Source organism: Pseudomonas sp. (assembly GCF_050739935.1).
Lineage (GTDB): Bacteria > Pseudomonadota > Gammaproteobacteria > Pseudomonadales > Pseudomonadaceae > Aquipseudomonas.
Map to the genome: position 1 here is coordinate 48,211 of NZ_JBOICF010000109.1, position 15,123 is coordinate 63,333.

The 15,123-nt window shown below is 60.3% G+C and carries 8 protein-coding genes, 1 tRNA gene and 1 pseudogene; 1 reads left to right on the forward strand and 9 read right to left on the reverse strand.

Annotated features, from left to right (window positions below; all coding sequences use genetic code 11):
- Window positions 1–39: 39 nt before the first annotated feature.
- Window positions 40–2,538 carry a dermonecrotic toxin domain-containing protein gene (locus ACRER8_RS21540; protein ID WP_431748213.1) on the reverse strand — a complete coding sequence of 833 codons (2,499 nt, stop codon included), beginning with the start codon at window positions 2,536–2,538 and terminating at the stop codon, window positions 40–42.
- A gap of 222 nt (window positions 2,539–2,760) precedes the next feature.
- On the opposite strand from ACRER8_RS21540, the gene ACRER8_RS21545 reads away from it, so the two are divergent.
- Window positions 2,761–2,837 (forward strand) — tRNA-Arg (locus ACRER8_RS21545).
- 235 nt (window positions 2,838–3,072) lie between these two features.
- On the opposite strand, the pseudogene ACRER8_RS21550 reads toward ACRER8_RS21545, so the two are convergent.
- From ACRER8_RS21550 to tagH, 8 genes and pseudogenes are all read right to left on the reverse strand, one after another.
- Window positions 3,073–5,433 (reverse strand): annotated as a pseudogene (locus ACRER8_RS21550) (serine/threonine-protein kinase); the annotation flags it as partial.
- Window positions 5,434–5,443: 10 nt separating this feature from the next.
- Window positions 5,444–6,175 (reverse strand): PP2C family protein-serine/threonine phosphatase, encoded by a 732-nt coding sequence (locus tag ACRER8_RS21555; RefSeq protein ID WP_431748214.1) that lies wholly within the window; start codon window positions 6,173–6,175, stop codon window positions 5,444–5,446.
- Entirely contained in the window at window positions 6,176–6,829 is a 654-nt protein-coding gene (gene tagF, locus ACRER8_RS21560; protein WP_431748215.1) for a type VI secretion system-associated protein TagF, read from the reverse strand.
- Window positions 6,826–10,329 (reverse strand): type VI secretion system membrane subunit TssM, encoded by a 3,504-nt coding sequence (gene tssM / locus ACRER8_RS21565; protein ID WP_431748216.1) that lies wholly within the window; start codon window positions 10,327–10,329, stop codon window positions 6,826–6,828. Before tssM ends, tagF begins: the two co-directional genes overlap by 4 nt.
- Complete coding sequence (locus ACRER8_RS21570; protein WP_431748217.1) at window positions 10,326–11,651, reverse strand: DotU family type VI secretion system protein; 1,326 nt, start codon at window positions 11,649–11,651, stop codon at window positions 10,326–10,328. Before ACRER8_RS21570 ends, tssM begins: the two co-directional genes overlap by 4 nt.
- A gap of 6 nt (window positions 11,652–11,657) precedes the next feature.
- A complete protein-coding gene (gene tssK / locus ACRER8_RS21575) occupies window positions 11,658–12,992 on the reverse strand; it encodes a type VI secretion system baseplate subunit TssK (RefSeq protein WP_431748218.1) in 1,335 nt (444 codons plus the stop codon).
- Between the two features lie 15 nt (window positions 12,993–13,007).
- Complete coding sequence (tssJ, locus tag ACRER8_RS21580) at window positions 13,008–13,514, reverse strand: type VI secretion system lipoprotein TssJ (RefSeq protein ID WP_431748219.1); 507 nt, start codon at window positions 13,512–13,514, stop codon at window positions 13,008–13,010.
- A gap of 52 nt (window positions 13,515–13,566) precedes the next feature.
- On the reverse strand, window positions 13,567–14,937 hold the full coding sequence (tagH, locus tag ACRER8_RS21585; RefSeq protein ID WP_431748220.1) for a type VI secretion system-associated FHA domain protein TagH: 1,371 nt from the start codon (window positions 14,935–14,937) through the stop codon (window positions 13,567–13,569).
- Window positions 14,938–15,123 lie beyond the last annotated feature (186 nt).

Sequence of the window (15,123 nt, forward strand, 5' to 3'; positions counted from 1 at the left end):
ATTTGCGAACGCGTCCGGATCAGCGGCTTATCGTCAGGGCTACAGCGCGGCAGGGAAGAATCGTTCAATCAATGACTCATGCCGTACCCGGCTCGCATAGGCAGCGCGATCGAAGGGTTCGCCCGTACGCAAGTCATAGACAGTGCCTGCATCCGGTTTGTCCACTTCACGTAGCCGCACTCTGACGAAGTGATAGTTGGCCCCGCGAATCTCACGAACCGACTCAATGCGCAAAAAACGTCCCGGTGTGAGGACCACTTCGGCTTCCGTGGATGTCAGCGACATCGGCCCAATTGGCACGCCGCTGGTGAGCCCTTTGCCAATCAGCTCATAGACGACCGAGGTGTCGTCGAAGACATTCACGCGATCCAGCCCTTTCGTCTGCCTCGGCGCGACGAAATCACGCAGTGCGTAGGGGTTTTCGGTGAACGAGGTGATGTCAGTAGTCACCAGAACATCGCCCGGATTCAGTCGTCCATTGCGAAACTGCGTACCACCGGTCGCTCGTCCTCCACTGCCACCGCGCCACAAACGCACGGCTTCACTGCGGGGTAACTGCTCCAGAGAATCGAACAGGTCGTTCAGATAAGCTTCCACGCCATTGTCCACTTCCACGCCGTACCGGAATAAGTTGTTGGCCTGTGTCCGCTCGTCGGTGTAGGTAGCGATCAGGTCATTGTTGAAGTAATCGTCCTCGACCCAGGTAAACCATGTCCGCCCATCTTCGAGGAGATAGCGAAACTGCCTGGGGTTCTCCAGTAGAGGGTTAGTAGATGACGGGCTGGGAAAACCTGCCGTCGACAGCGTTTCGCGCTGACGTTCGAGCAACACTTGCGACAGCTCCCAGTGAAGCTCGTAGTTCGTTTGCATGTAGGTGTCCCAGAATCCCGACGCTATCGATTCGAGTTGGAGGGACGCGGTCTGTGCCGGTTGAGCGACTTCCATTGGCGTCCAGATGGTGTCAGTAACCACGCGCAGCCGGGTGGTGGGCAGGAAGGCAAAAGGATCGCTGTCATCCACCGCGAGCCAGCCATCGGCCTCCGGACTGTGTCGAACCCTAAGCGTGAGGTCATTCATTTCGATCCAGGTGGAGCCGTCATCGTCGACGCTCACGCCGTTGAGCAGACCGGGGGTGTTAACGGGTTCCGGGAGAATGCGGTTGCCATCCAGACTTTCAAGCTCCTCAGTCAGCCGCTCGGTTGGCGCCAGGGCTTGAGGCGCCATCAGCCGCTCATGGGGCGGGGCCTGAAAACGCAGTGCTTTGACACCCAGGCCCAGATCGATGATGGAAAACACCGCAGCGACCGTATCGGCCACCGTAGAGAGAATGGCTTGCGCGCGCTCGCCGACAGAGCGGGCCCGCACAGCAGCGTCGATGTCCAGCGACAGACGCGCCGCGCCGACGCCAAGCACGACCAGCCCGAGCGGCCACGCCAGCACCCCAAGGCCACCAAAGACTCCGAGAAACGCGCCAAGATAGCCACGCCAGAGCGTCTTGCGCAGCTCAGCATTGCTGACCGCCAGCGTGTGGCTGACGGCGAGGTCTCTTTTGGCCCAGTCGCGCATCTCGTTGAACAGCTCGCCAGTCACACGCCTGCCAACCCCAAAAGGCCATGCCGGCGCCTCCGGTGGGCCGATGCGACTCAATAAGCTTTTCATAGCCTGCTGATGTGCCACACTCGACTGCTGATTCGCGCGATACAGCGCATCAAACCCTTGCGGCGTACGAAGCTGACAACTGAGCCAGTGGACCAGATCGCCATGATTGTCGAAGGCGCGCGGCAGCCAATCGGTGCCAGGGCAATAAAGCACCGTTCGCCCATCCTCGGCTCGCAGGGTGATCAAATGACCGCCGCCGGTCGCTAAATAATGTCGTATGTGGAAGGCTTCGCGGGTCGTGGCGGCTTTAAGGGCTGCCAACGTCACTTCACGCGAGCCAAGCCCAAGCCAGCCGCGCAGTCGTTGCCGGTCGGTCTGGGTCAGCGCGTCCTGCCTAACAGCCTCATCGATCAGCGCAACGAAACGCAGCTTGGCGAGCAGCATGAAGTCCTCACCGTGTTCGCGCCAGAAACGTTCAGTGCGCTGGCTGAGCAACGACGCGAAATCCAACGTCCACAAATCCCCCATGACCTTGCCGGCATCGAGGTGTATTTCGTTGTGAAGCCCATACTCACGGCCACCGCTACCACGAGTGTAGAAGCCGCCGTAGACAGGCAACACGTCGGGCGCCAGCTGGAAACCGTCGTTGAAACGGTGGATGAACAGCTGAGTGAAAGTCATTGACTGCCTGGGCGCTTCGCTGTGTCGCCAGCCAGTGAACGTCGGGGCGCTGACGGCATTCTCGAACACATTCCACCACACCCGATCCGGGTCCAGGGGTTTGCCGGTGTGCTTCAGGAGATAATCCGCGGCGGTCTTGCGCGCCAACTGATAAAGGTCGGGCCATGCTTGCACGTAAGCCCGCGCCCTGGTCATCACGGCGCGGGCATCGGCCAGCGAATTCAGACTGCGCTCAAGGTGCTTGAGGTCAATCGCCATCTTGAAGGTCCTTTGCTGAATGAAAGACGTTCAAGGAAGCAGCTGAATTGCCTGGATATGCGGTACATAAATACCGCCGCGACGTCGCCGCATTGGCCTAATCTGGATGGGCACGATGGATGCCGGATCGAACGCCACAGGCACCACGCCCCACGGCGAAACAAACGGCAAGTCAATGCAATGGACGCTTTCGACCTAGATGGGTATCATGGCGCCCGCGTTGCACCTGTAGCTCAGCTGGATAGAGTACTGCCCTCCGAAGGCAGGGGTCGTGGGTTCGAATCCCGCCAGGTGCGCCATTTTTGATTTTCAGTCGCGTAAGACGCGCTGGAATCCGCTGAATTAAAAAAGCCCGCCGATGTGCGGGCTTTTTTGTTGTGGGTTGTGGCTGGTGAATTCACGATTTATCCGGCCCGCTGGCCAATGCCTAAGTCCACTTGCTCAAGACGCCCCCGTTCTTGATGCGCCAGACGACTCCGGCGGATATCGCGCCAGAGTCCGGCAACATCTATATGACCTTCATCGACGGCGCAAATCGTGGAACGTTTCATAAAGGCGGATTTTCGAATCCAGCCTGTCGATGAAATGCTCCTGCTCGGCCACGCTTAACGACGGCCAAAAATCCTGGGGCATGCTCAGGGATTTGCTGCGGTACGGCAGACCTTCCAGATACTCGCTAAGCACGCCGCTCTGAGCGAGATTGCCGCCTTTGCGCAATGCCGACGGGTCATGACTCATGTAGGCACCGGCGCTGGCAATTTCCTGAAAGAAATCCCTGGGCGAACTTCGCGTCTCGACGATCAGCTTGAGCGACTGCTGCAGGTCATTGAGCTGCAATTTGCTCAGCATCACGCACACCTCAAATGCCGGTAGACCAGGGTCGGTCAAGTCGCGGTCGGCTGTCCAGGCGCTGACCAGTTGGGGAGCGCGAACGCCCGCCTGCTGCCCGAGGAAGTCCAGGCGCATCGCATAACCAAGGGCCGCCGATTTGTTGGCCACGCTTGGAGCGGCTGAAAGCGTGGGGCCAACTTGGGGTTAATTACTACGCACCTGATGCGCCAGATCGGCAAATACCGCACCGATCTCGGAAACCCGATCACCGAACATCTGCACGTCACCGCCCGGCACCGAAACGTACAGATCGCCGATATTCGGCTTGGTGTCGGCGGTCAGGGTACGGTATTGCTGCTCGGCGAACGCATGATTCTTCTTGCCGGCCTCGGTTTTAAGGTGCAAAGCGTAGATCTTGATCTGCTTGCTCAGCGCCGCCTCCCGTACCTCGGCTTCGTTCATCTGGGTACTACTGTAGGGGTCGTTCTTGCGCAGGGATCCCGCGTCACTGACCAGCAGAATCAAGCGCCCGCCATAGCCCGCCCAGTCCATGCCGTTGATTGCTTGCATCACTCCTGCAAAGGCGTCTTCGTTGAAGGAGTGGCTGGAGACTGTAGTGGCCTTGACCTGCCGCGCCAGCTCCAGGAAACGTTGCGGATCGCGGCCCTGCTCCAGCGTGATCAGCGTCTTGCTCACGTATTCCAATCTTGGGGTTTTGGCCACGTTGTTGCGAAAACCCACCAAGCCAAAGCTGACGTTGTCCAACTCGCCCCGCTCAGCCATTTGGTTCTGCAACTTGGCGACGACATGACGTACCTGATCGATGTACGGCTGCATCGAAACCGACGTATCGACGACCAGCACTACACCCGTGCGGATCGGGGTTTGAACGGCGTCTGTGATGGTTGGCGCCCTGTCAGAACTGACGGGAGCAGGACTGACGGCAGTTGCCTCGCTGGCGGCCGCATTAGTGGCAACAGCGGTCGAAACCACGACAGATTTGTCGTCACCCGACCACCAATAGCCTCCGATGCCCAATCCAAGCGCCGCCGCGACAACTAGCAACGCCATAAAAACCGGACCTTTGCGCTGCGCGGATTTATTCGATGTGTCAAGCACCGGCGCCGCTTTGACCGGCGACACAAGGGGGATATCGGGGATTGCGATAGAGACCGGCGTCAAGCCGCGCGAATCTTCTTTAGCACTCGGCGCAGCATGCAAACTCGTTGGCGGTAACGGCAGCGGGCGAATCTGCGTTGCATCGATGTTCTCAGGTGGCAGGTCATCCAGCGCGGCGATCAGTTCGGCGGCATCGGTGAAGCGTTCGTCGCGATGCTTGGCCAGCAATTTGCTGAGTATGTGCTGGTAGCGACCATGATGAATCGGCAACTCCGGCAACGGCTCGGTCAGGTGAGCCAGTGCCGTGGAAAGCGCGTCGGTGCCGTGGTATGGCAGCTTTCCAACTAGCATTTCGTAGAGGATCACGCCCAGTGCATACAGGTCAGCACGGCCATCGATTTCCAGCCCGCGCGCCTGCTCCGGACTCATGTAATTCGGTGTGCCGATGGCAAATCCGGCATGGGTGAACTGTGTACGATCGTCCAGGGATTTGGCGATGCCGAAGTCCGACAGTACCGCCGAACCATTGGCCCGGAACAGGATATTGGCGGGCTTTACGTCACGGTGCACTAGCCCCTGCGCATGGGCGTAACCCAGCGCCGATGCGATCTGGCGGATGTAGGTCAGGCCCTGTTCGGCATTCAAGCCAGCGGCCACCCGTTCTTTGAGCGTGCCGTTAGGCAGGTATTCCATGGCCATGTAGTACAGATCGCCGACATTACCGATGTCGTGGATGGTGACCGTATGGGGGTGCGAAAGCCGCGCCAGGTTCTTGCCCTCGCGCAGGAAGCGTTCGCAAAACGTGGAATCGGCTGCTAGCGGCGCCGCCATGATCTTTAGCGCGACCTTGCGCTCCAGCGAGCGCTGTGTGGCGACATAGACGGTGGCCATGGCGCCTACGCCAATCTCGCCCTCTATATCGAATCCGGGAATCTGTATGTCCATGGTTGGGTCTTCAGCAGGTTTTGATGACGATGGCCGTAATGTTGTCGGGAGCGCCCCGGGTCAGTCCCAAATGCACGAGACTGCGAACCACCTGCCAAGGGTCGGCATGGCCCAGCACATCGCGAATTTCCTTGTCTTCGGCGGTCTTGTTCAGGCCATCGCTGCACAACAGGTAAGTATCGCCGGGCAGGATGTCGAGATTGACCATCGCCAGGTCCAGCGAGTCCTCGACCCCAACGGCGCGAGTGACAATGTTGGCGCGCGGATGCACTCGGGCTTGCGCTTCGGTGAGCAGACCGCTGTCCTGCAAATCCTGGACGTAACTGTGGTCCCGGGAGATCCCGCGCAGCTCGCCATCACGCAAGCGATAAAGGCGGCTGTCCCCGGCCCACAGGCAAACGCCCTGATCGCCGTTGACTGCCAAGACCACGACCGTGCTGCCCATCATGCTGACGCCGCGGCGATGGGTTTCTTCGCGCACCGCCGAATTCACTTCGATCAGCGCCGTACGCAGCGCGCAGGTGTAGGTCGACAGCGAATCGGCGGGCAGAACGCGGCGCAGGCTGTCTACAATCAGACTGGCGACATAATCCCCTGCCGCATGTCCGCCCATGCCATCGGCCACAGCCCACAGACCGAGTTCGGGCAACTCGAGAAAAGCGTCTTCGTTGATCAGCCGCACCATGCCTACATGGCTGTAGCTGGCGGAGCGCAATTGAGGGTTTTCAGGCAATGCGTGCATCTAGATCGAAGCTCCTTGTCCCAGCAGATAGCTGCCGAATTCGGTGGCGTCAGGCAAGCCCTGAAAACGCATCAGGCTCGGAGCGATCCGCTCGGAGCCCTTGCCCCACCACAGGCTTGCACCTTCGCAGGCCAGCTCGGCCAACTCCCGATGACGGCCGTGCGGTTCGCTTGCAAGAGTGCGCTGCAATCCGGCAAAACGACTGATCGACGCACGCGGAGCCATCGGCAGAAACCCAAGGGCTGAGATGCTTTCATCGAAGGTTGAAAAGTCCGAGGCCTGTTCAAGCGTCGACAACATCAGCGTTTCGACCTGCTCGAACCATTCATCCGGAGCGCAGACCAGCGACGCCAGCGACTGATCGGGGTCGATGGTCTGCGCGATGGTCAGCGGAAAATAGCGCCCTACCCGATCGATGCTCGGCATCAGCACGCCGATTACCGCGTCCGGGCCGCACACGCCCGCCGCCAGTAGAAAACGCCAAAGCGGGCTGACCAGATAAACGTTGAGCCAGTCCTCGCCCAGTTGCCGCTGGCTTACATGCAGCCCCGCCGCCAACCAGGTGTCCCAGGGTTGAATGAAACCTTGCGGCAGACCACGGCTGACGAAATCGCCGCGACTGGCCAATTTGCCGTAGAAACCCAGCGTCGTCATAACCGCTCCGGCAGGCTAAAACCGCTCAACGCGAGGCTCTTGAACGGATTGAACGCGCTGTTGGCGCGCAACTCATAGGAAATGCTGGCATTGTCGACCCGCAGACGCAGGTTGAAACGATCAGGCGATCGACCCGCCACCAGATCAGACTGCTCCAGCAAACGGAACCACGCCCATGGTCCGTCCAAGGTAATGCCTGATCGACCGCCGGCCCCGGGTGGCGAAATCGACAGACGCACCGCCCCGATACTGTCGGGGTTCGGCCACAGCATCGCTACCGGGCGGCTCGGGCCATGGTCGTAGCTGATCTGCTGCCCGTCGAGGTCCAGAAAGAACTGGGTGATCGACGCGTCCATCGCCACCGGCTTGAGTTCGAAACGCACGTTCGGTTGCACCCCGCCTGCGCGGAAGAACGCGTCGCGAATCGCCGCGGCACGCTGGAAAGTCTGCAATACGGAGGCATTGATCCCCAGCTTCTGCGCCGCCCCTGGCTGCCAGCGCCAGGCCGATGTAGAGGTATCGACGTAACTTTGCAGGTACTTGCGGAAGTAGTTATCCATCACCCCGCCAACGCCGAAGAACTGGCCGAAGTCATCGAGCGTTGCGTCCCGTGCGCTGCCCGGCGCCAGCGGATAGCGACCACTCAACGACTGCCGATAGACGTTCACCACGTCGCTGACCCACGCCGCATTCAGCTGATTGCGCACACCGCCCATCATCGTATTGGTGGTCGAATTGACGACCGACTTCACCAAGCCTTGCACCACTGGCGGCTCGCGATTGACATTCAGACTGACCCGGGTCGCCGCGGCACTCGCCGAGTTCTTCGCCTCGCCCAGCAATGCATCGCCGCTGGCGCCGACCATCGCGCTGACCTGCACATACAGCGCGCTCAAGTCCCCGAGCAGACCGTCGATAGCCGAGGGGTCACCTTCGCCCTTGCTGACGAAAGCGTTGAGTTCAGCGAAGTGTGCGCTGACTGGATCTTCCGTGACGGCAGGCGCAGCCGCGTTGCTGGTTTGCTCCTGATCAAGAATCAAACCCAGCCGTTGCTTGAGCTGATCGACACCGCCTTGGACCTTCCTGCCGTGCTCGGCCAGCAGTTTGTCTTCCTGCTGCAGATTGGTTTCCCTGGCGACCGCAACCAGCAGCTTTTTCAGCGGCGAGGTCGGCCCGGAAATCACCCGCAATACGTCAGCGGCCTGCGCCACGCTGGTAATGGGTACGAAGTCGATGTCAGCGAGCAGCGCATCCCACTGGCGCTGGTAATCCTGAAAGTACAGGCGACGTACATCCTCGGCGAGGCTGGCGACGTTCTGCTGATCGGCGCGATCGAGCCCCAGCACCCATTGTTCTTCAACCAGCGCGGAAGCTTGGCTGAGACTGGTGACGAGGAATGCGTCGCGATAGCCCTTGGCGGTGAAGAAACCACTCAGTGGATCGCCCAGTGACTTGCCGCTCTTGCGGGCGAACACCAGTGCGGCATCGCGTCCAGCCGCTTCGGTCACACGGAAATCAGGTACGTTTTCGAGCAGCTTCAGCCGCTTGACCCGGTCATAGACGCGCTGCGCCACCGGCAGTTGCTGCAATTGCCGACGCACGTCATCGATCAGCCGCTGGTCCAGGCGCGCCGATGGTGGATGACGTTCGAACAGAGCCTGCAGATGCTCGGCCAGCGCCTGACGCTGATCGGGCGGCAAGTCACGGGCCAGGCTCTGGTCCCAGTCCAGCGCAACCCACGCCTTGATGAAATCCGGGTCGTAGTGTTCGCTGTCTGCGAGCATCAGATACGCCTTCAGCCCTTCGTAGAGAAAGTCAGGACTGCCGCCACTGCGCAACTGTTCTTCGATACGGGTCACAAGACGCGGCGCGAACACGGCAATCAGTAGCTTGCGATACACACTGCCAGACTCGGCTTGCAGCATATCTCCCTGATACAGGCCCAGGCCTTGCGACATGCCTGGAGGCTCACTCGCCAGATTGCGTACGCCGTTGAGCAGCGGCAAAACGGCCAAAACATCTCGCTGCGTCGGACCCAGACTCTGCACGCTCTGACCAAGTGGCGCGACCTTCCGGTCGACCTGAGCGATGTACGCCTGGTTGGCGCGATAGCTGATCAGCCACAGCGTACCGACCACCAACACCGCTGTGACCGTTGCCGCCAATGCTCCGCGCGCCAGCCATTTGCGTCGACGCTCAACTTTGAGATTGACCCCCACCAGCCCGCGCTCGGCAAATGCCACGGCGGTGAACAGTTTTTCGATGAAGTAGCTGCGGCCGGTCCCGGTCAGCCGGGCCAGATGCCGGCGATCCAGATTCATGCTCTGGGCCATCGCCCCGATCAGGCGGTCGATTGGGCTGCCTTCCTGAGTGCCGCTGGTGAAATACACGCCGCGCAGCAGCGCCCGATCTTCGAACGCGTTGGGCTTGAACACGCCGTCGAGGAAGTTTTGCAACGTGTCTTTCAGCGCGCCGAATTGCTGCGGGAAGCCATAGATCAAATCACGTCGCGCCGGGTTGCGCTCTTGCTGCAAACGCTCGACTAGACGCGCATTCAGCCGCTGCTCCAGCAAGGCGAACTCGCTGAGGAAAGTTGCCAGGGGACCGTCGGCGTTCTTGTCTTCGTCGATGGCGAAAGTCATGCCCCAGACCTGCGCACGCTCTTCCTTGCTCAGGGCATCGAAAAACTCCATGAAGCCGGGCACCAGATCGAGCTTGGTCAGCTTGACGTAAATCGGGAAGCGCACGCCAAGCTGGCTGTACAACTCCTGGATTCGCGCGCGAATCGCCGCCGCGTGAGCCGCGCGTTCAGCTTCACTGCCCAGCATTAGATCGGACAGACTGATGGCAATGAACACACCGTCGATAGGACGCCGGGGCCGTTGAGTTTTCAGCAGATCGAGAAAGCCGAGCCAGGCTGCTCTGTCGACCTGGGCATGACTGTCTTGCGTGGTGTAGCGGCCAGCGGTATCGAGCAAAACTGCTTCGTCAGTGAACCACCAGTCGCAGTTGCGCGTACCGCCGACGCCACGAACCGCGCCTGCCCCCATTTGCGCAGCCAGCGGGAAATGCAGCCCGGAGTTGATCAGCGCAGTGGTCTTGCCCGAACCAGGCGGGCCGATGATCACGTACCACGGTAGCTCGTAGAGATTGCGACGCTCATCACCGCCCAGCCGGGCCTTCTTCAACAGTTTGAGTGCGTCATCCATGCGCTGGCGCAGGGTCGCCAACTCTTCAGCGGTGGCGACACTGGCGGGGTCTGGCGCCGTTTCAGCAGCCAGGCCCTCCATGACTTTCGCCGCATGCCGACGCGCTTGGATGCTGCGAAAGACTCGCCAGACTATCCACACCGCGAACAGCAGAACGATCAACGTCCAGCGCCGAGTTTCGGGCACCATCACATCCAGCACCGGGCCGATAAACCAGATGATCAGGCTCAGCGCGATAAGGCCCAGAACAGGCACGACCCAGCGAATCACAAAGCCGAAAAACCCCTTCATTCGACCCCCTCCGCCAACACTGTGATTTCAACCCGACGATTCTTCGCGCGACCTTCTGCCGTGGCGTTGGAGGTCACAGGCTCAGTGTCGCTACGCCCTTCGGCGGAGAAGCGTTCAGGCTGGCCGGTCTTGGCCGCGAGGAGCTGCAGCACCTGTTCGGCGCGCGCCCGGGACAGCGCCCAATTGGAGGGGAACCGCAGAGTGGAAATGGGGCGGTTGTCACTGTGACCGGTGACGCGCACCTGGCCTTTGACTTTGCGTATGGCGTCGGCGATGCGCAGCATTAGCGGCTGGAAGCCGTCAATGATGGTCGCACTGCCCGAAGAGAAAATTTCGTCGCCGCGAATGGTCAACACTGAGCGATCCAAGGCATCTTCCACAGCGACCCGGTTGGCCTTGATGTCTTCCACCAGAAAGCCCGCCAGACGCGGCCGCTCGATGACTTTGGGCTGCACCACGGCGGGCGTGATCGCCTGCACGGGAATCTCGCCCAGCGCGTGAATGTTCTTGAATACAGGCTCGGCATCGGAGGCGAGCTTCAGGCGCAGGCCAAGCAGCAGCAGGAGCAGCAACGCCAGCCCGACCGCCACGCCCACCCAGGGCGGCATGTACTGCGAAAGCCGATCACGCATCACCGTCAACCCCCGCCAGTGGGGCGACAACTCACGCTCGAACTCGCCGCGCGCGCTGCGAATTGTGGCGCTGGTCCGCTCACGCAGGACTTCCAACTGCCTGCGGCCATCGCTCATCACCCGATAGCGACCTTCAAAACCCAGGCACATGCACAGGTAGAGCAATTCGAGCAGATATAGGCGCTCACGCGGAGTTTGCAGGCAATGCTCCAACAGTCGAAATACCTTCTCGCCACCCCAGGCTTCGTTGTGCACGGTGATCAACAGGCTCTGTTTGCCCCACTCGCTGGTACTGCCCCAAGGGGTGCTGAGCACCGCCTCATCCAGCGCGGTGCACAGGGCATAACGCGCGAGCAACACGTCATTACGTGCGACACCGGCGGCCTCGGCGCGCTCTTCGAACTGGCGCAGGTACCCCAGCAACTGCGCACGCAAACTGGCGGGCGCCGGGTGTGAAATGGTGCTGCGCAGACGGGTCAACAGCGCCAGCAATGGTCCTGCGGCGGCCTCCAGCGGATTCAGGCCCTGTGCCTGCCCAAGGAGCAATGGCGCATCGGGAACCGACAGCGGCGGCGGAGTTTGATTGGCTTGGCTAGCGGGCTGCGAGCCACGTCCGCCGGGACGCGGCATGAACTGCGTGCGGTCATTTTCAGGCACCGGCGGGTTGAAGAGTTCGTCGTGGGACTGCATCGCGGTTTATCCTCGGATAGCCCAGAAAGCCAGGTTCAAGCCTGGAAACTCGCCCGCCACGTGGAAAGCGAAACCACCCGAATGCGCCAGTTGCTTCCAGTGTTCGCTGCCGCGATCCAGCTCGTAGTAGGTGGAACCGGCATGGAACGGGATCTGCCGTGGCGCCACCGGCAACGGCAGCAGCCCAATGCCCGGCAATTGCAGGTTCACCAGATTGCGAATGTGCTCCACCGACCCGATCTTGCTCTGCTGCGCAAAACGTCCACGCAGCGTTTCGCTCGGCATGTCGGCACGCACCACCAAGATGAAACTGACGTTGTCGATCAAGCTGCGGTCGGCCACCATCGCCACATGGATGCCATACGCTTTTTCGACGATAGGGATTGGCGTGGCCTTGCTGTCGATCAGCATCGACAGGGCTTCGCGCAAGACCTGCATGACCAAGGCGAAACTCACCGCCAGGTCATCGTGCTGATAGCGCACGAACTCTTCGGGCCTGCGTCCGGAAGTGGAGAATGTGGTGAACTCCCCCGCCAGAGTCACCAGTTCGCTGTAGAAACGTTCAGGGTGCAGTGGGCTGAGTTTACTCAGATGACTGATCAGCGGCTGGGCACGATTGACCAGCTGCAACAGCATGAAATCGGCGATCTCCGAGGCGCCACCCGCGCCTGATGCAACCACGCGACTGGCCAACGCCTCGCCCCGCTGATGCAGCAGGCCCAGCAATTCGCTGCGGAACGCCGTCAACGGTTTGGAGGCCGCAACATCGAGCAGTGGCGGGATGTAAGTCTCATCGAGCACCAATGCCCGATCGGCGCGCTTTTCCTTGATCCGCGCCAACCCCACTGCGGCGTAATCGCTCAGGCCGTCTTTTTCGGTCAATAGACGCAATGCCCGCGCGCCAATCGCCACGGGCGCCCGGTTCTCGAACGGCGCGTTGTCATCGCGTACCTCGCGCACGTGGCTGACGAACCGCGCCCCGCCCACTGCCTCGCCTTCATCCACCGTGTCCCGTTGTCCCGCCCGCTTGAGTGGCAAGGCTAGATAGACCACGCCGTCTCTGAGGCTGCCGTCGATGTTCAGCGGACTTGGTGCCAGATCGTCGTGGGGAATGTTGAACGGCGTTCCATCGGGCAACAATCCTCGCGCTGAAACGATCGCCAGCTTGCCCTGCGTCAGCAGGCCCTGATCCAGCAATAGCTCGGAAAAGCCCCAGGCTCCGGCCGACAGCGGACGGCTGCGAGCGTCGATGAAGTTTTCCAGGTAACGGTCATGCTGCTGAAAGTGCTGTGCTCCGATGAACATGCCTTCCGACCAGACCACACGATTGTTCCAGGACATGGGTTCTCCTATTGTCTATTGGGCAGGCCGGCTGAATTGGGCGGCGGAATTACTGCTGACGGCGCGCATACCGAGGCCTATCTGGTATTCACTAGGCTGATACGGTGCGACATGGAGCACGGCACGCCACTGGGCCTGATCTATTTCGCGATAGCCCACCACCAGACCAATCTGCCGAGTGGCGGCATTGAGATTGCGATCCAGCGTCAGTTGTTGACCGGGCCGCAGCAGCACTTCGTCCTGATCCAGCAGATCGCCGCCCAGCGTGCTCTGCGCGTGCTCGGCCAGGGCGAAGTAATCAGCGCGGCTGAAGCTGGCAGTGTTCCTGAGCTCGAAAATGCGCACCCGCACAGGCGCAGGTTGACCGTTGATGCCGGGATTCAAGCCCGCACCCGCAGCAAAGTGCAGCACGACGGAGGTGGCGCCAGAGGTCTGTTCAACCGGCTGTGGCGATTCCGCGTTTTTGGCACAAGAAACCAGCAAAAGCGCCATGGCTGCTGCCGATACAACTCTTCGAAACATCCCGCGTCCCCGTGACGTGCTGACTGTCTGTCCGTTTTTCCTGATGCCGCCCTCAAGGGCGAGGCAATCGTGCGCTGTGCTGCTCATAGGCACGGCTGAATTCGCGACCGAACAGAACCTGAAAGTCCTCTTCGGCTTCGTGGGAAATCTGTGCATAAAGCTCGGTGAATTGCCGCCAGTGCTGGGCCTGACGGGAGCCGAACAGGGTGGCCAAGGCACCGGACTTGCCCATGCGCGCTTCCAGCTCCGCGGGTTCGAAACGTTTGAGCAGCGCTTTGATCGCGGCCTCGACGCCAGCCATGACCGCAAGTTGATGTGCCCGTAGATCATCGAAGCTGTCGCCGATGGCCTGATCCGGCGGCATGAATGCCTGATTGCCGTGACGCAGCAGCAACAGCAACGCTTCGTCGGCGTTCGGTGCGAACTTGAGCGGATTGTTTTCCACAGGACGGATCGTGGTTTGCTGCATGCGAAACTCGCCTTTGAGGCTGCTACGGGCACGCAATACATCAATGAGGCCCTCGACCATCAGCCGATAGCTGCGTCCGATGGCCTCCATCTGTGCCTCGACCTGCGTCGAATCGATTCGCAATTGGTCCAGTCCCGCGCCGCGCAGAAACGCCGTGAGCAAAGCCGACTCGCTGCTATTGGTCGGAGGAGGCGCGCAATCACCGATGGGCGGCGATGGCATGACAGCCACAGGTTCCGATTGTGCTGCGGGAACGGAAACCGGCGGAACGACCGGGATCGGCGCAGGCGTTTTGGGCATATCGGCGAACAGGTCCCAGTCTTCCGGAATGACGCCCACGGGCGCGACTGGCATTGGCTGAACGATTGGAGCGGGAGGCGTGTTCGGAACTGGCGGACGAAAGTCATGACGCTCGACCGGGACGTGATCCGAGACAGTGTCGGGAGGCGCGCTGGGCAGGGGCAGAAAATCGAACAGGTCGGGGAAAGTGTCCTGGGTTGTACTGCCTTGAAAATGAGCAGTGGACAACGCCTCGACCGGCAAAGGGGTAACACTGCTCTGAGGTCCCATCAATGCTTCGAAACTACTGGATGAATCAACATTTGCGAAGTTCGCGCCAGACAGTTTCATTTCGAAATAAATTCGCACGCGAATTTCGTAGTCGCCGATGCGGATAAGTTCGCCGTCTTCCAGCGGCTCGCTGTTTCCTCGACGCAACCGGATACCGGCATTTACAAGTTCCACTCCGTTAGTGCTGTTATCGATCAAATAGTAACGACCGTCTCTATATTGAATGACGCAATGTCTTGAAGATACAAGGCGTTGCGGATCTGGAAGTACCCAATCACTTTCTTGACTGCGGCCAATTGCCATCGCCCCGTTATCCATCGATTTCTCGGTTATTTGGCCAGGGGTTATCTTGTGATAACTGATGATAGTCAAACAGAGCGACACTGCGCCTCCTTCTTGCACTTCGCGCATTCGAACGCAGACATACCGGTCTGCGAACGACAAGTGCAAAAAACGCTAAAGAGCCCGGGATAAAAGGGCCAGATGCTGGGTTTTTTACAATTCCACACACACATCCGTGACAGTCGTACAGAGGCTGAATCAGTAGTCCTACATGCTGCTACGCACATC

What these genes read in the sequence shown, in the direction of transcription:
- ACRER8_RS21540 (WP_431748213.1), bottom strand. Translation starts at nt 2,538, where the DNA reads ATGGCGATTGACCTCAAGCACCTTGAGCGCAGTCTGAATTCGCTGGCC.
- ACRER8_RS21555 (WP_431748214.1), bottom strand. Translation starts at nt 6,175, where the DNA reads ATGCACGCATTGCCTGAAAACCCTCAATTGCGCTCCGCCAGCTACAGC.
- tagF (WP_431748215.1), bottom strand. Translation starts at nt 6,829, where the DNA reads ATGACGACGCTGGGTTTCTACGGCAAATTGGCCAGTCGCGGCGATTTC.
- tssM (WP_431748216.1), bottom strand. Translation starts at nt 10,329, where the DNA reads ATGAAGGGGTTTTTCGGCTTTGTGATTCGCTGGGTCGTGCCTGTTCTG.
- ACRER8_RS21570 (WP_431748217.1), bottom strand. Translation starts at nt 11,651, where the DNA reads ATGCAGTCCCACGACGAACTCTTCAACCCGCCGGTGCCTGAAAATGAC.
- tssK (WP_431748218.1), bottom strand. Translation starts at nt 12,992, where the DNA reads ATGTCCTGGAACAATCGTGTGGTCTGGTCGGAAGGCATGTTCATCGGA.
- tssJ (WP_431748219.1), bottom strand. Translation starts at nt 13,514, where the DNA reads ATGTTTCGAAGAGTTGTATCGGCAGCAGCCATGGCGCTTTTGCTGGTT.